The sequence below is a fragment of the Streptomyces endocoffeicus genome (assembly GCF_016741935.1).
Taxonomy (GTDB): Bacteria; Actinomycetota; Actinomycetes; order Streptomycetales; family Streptomycetaceae; genus Streptomyces; species Streptomyces endocoffeicus.
In genome coordinates this window covers 1-1,761 of record NZ_JAERRG010000130.1, presented here as the reverse complement: position 1 = coordinate 1,761, position 1,761 = coordinate 1, and the positions used below count along the sequence as shown (strand labels likewise).

Genomic DNA, 1,761 nt, shown 5'->3' with positions numbered 1-1,761 from the left:
GCCTAAGGGCTCGCAGAGAATCAACATGCTGATTTGATCTCCGTGGGACTGCTGTTCGCGAGGAACGCCGTGACGTCAGCGGGCGTCCGGAACCTGGCTGTCGAGGGTGGGATGATGTAGCCGTTCTCGGCCAGGAGGGGCTGAACTTGGCGAACGGCCCTGGTGAGGGTGCTGCCGTTGACTCCGAAGAGCTGGGCGAGCAGGTCTCGGGTGCCGAGCTTGCGCAGGTAGAGCACGGTGGCCAGGACTCTGTCGGCGGTGGTCAGCTTGTCCTTGGCTCCTGCGCCGCGAGCGCGGATGCGCTCGCCTCCTCGCTGCTGGAGCCGTCCTTGCTCACGTAACTCGTGCAGTTTCGGGGCGAGTTGGTTGACGAGTTCGTTCAGTGCCGGTTCGGGTATGCCGGTCAGCTCCGGGTTGCGCAGACACCTGGTGCAGGGCTGCGGGGACCGGCAGCTGGCTGAACGCGGGTTCTCGGGTGCGCTGGCGGTGTCGCGAGCTTGAGGGCGGAGGGTGTAGTTCCAGTCGCCGTGGAAGGGATGCCGGTGTATGGGCAGGGCGTCGATGTCGCTGTCGGTGACCTTGATACCGGTGTCGTAGGTGCCCGGGTCGAGTTCGGCGTGGACTTTCAGCCCGGTGCGGGTCGTAGTCGCCGCGATGCTGTCCACGATGACGTCGTGGCTGGTCAGCGGGCGGCCGCGCCAGTTCATGGAGATGTGGGAGAACAGCCGGTGCTCGATCTTGTTCCATTTCGAGGTGCCCGGCGGCATGTGGCAGACCGTAATGTCCAAACCCGTCTCGGTGGCCAGGGCTGCGAGTTCCATCTTCCAGGCGCGGGTGCGGTAGCCGTTGGAGCCGCCGGCGTCCGCGGTGATCAGCAGACGGCCGGCGGCCGGATAGTCATGCCGCCCCCGGGCCTGCCACCAACGGCGAATGGAGGCGACAGCGAACGCGGCGGTGTCGTGATCAGTGCCGACACTGACCCAGCCGGTGTTCGCGGCGATGTCGTAGATCCCGTACGGGATCGCCTTGCCCGGTCCCTGCCGGTCCAGGAAATCGTGCGTCTTGACCAGTACCGGCTCACCGACCGGCCGCCACTGGTGACCGGCGTTCTTGTAGTCGCCGACGAGTTCCTTCTTCTTCGCATCCACGCTGATCACCGGCTGTCGGGCGTCCATGTGCTGTCTGGCTCGCTCGTTGATGTAGCGGAACTGGGCGTCACGGTCGGGGTGCTGCTTGCCCTCGATGGTCTTGGCGCCGGCCTGCAGGCTGAAGCCCTCCTCACGCAGCAGGTCCCCGACCGTGTCCGCGCTCACCCTGTGCCCCTGACGGGTGAGCTCGGCCGCGAGATTCCTGGTCGACTTCACCGTCCAACGCAGCGGCGACATCGGATCGCCCCGCTCGTCAGGTTCCACCAGTGCCAGCAGCGCGGGCCGCAGACCCCGATCAAGGTCCACCGCCTTCTTCCTGCCACCACCGGACCTGCGTATCCGGCCCAGAGGCTCCTCGCCGGCTTCCAACTCGTCCACACCCTTACGGACCGTCGTCTCGCTGACCTGGGCCGCCCGCGCGACCGCCCGGATACCGCCGTGCCCCAGAATTCGCGCCTCGGCCCCCATCATCAACCGCCGCTGCCGCTCGTCCAGATGCGGGAACAACACCCCGAACTTGACCACGAGTTGACCACGGACCTCATCGGAGACGCTCATATCACAACAACGAGCCGCATCACGCGAAGCAACACCTTGATTCTCTGCGAGCCCT

The 1,761-nt window shown here is 66.2% G+C and carries 1 protein-coding gene; it reads right to left on the bottom strand.

What is annotated here, in order from left to right:
• Window positions 1-20: 20 nt before the first annotated feature.
• Window positions 21-1,706, bottom strand: a complete 1,686-nt coding sequence (locus JK364_RS54185) for an ISAzo13 family transposase (protein WP_201858842.1) — start codon at window positions 1,704-1,706, stop codon at window positions 21-23.
• Window positions 1,707-1,761 lie beyond the last annotated feature (55 nt).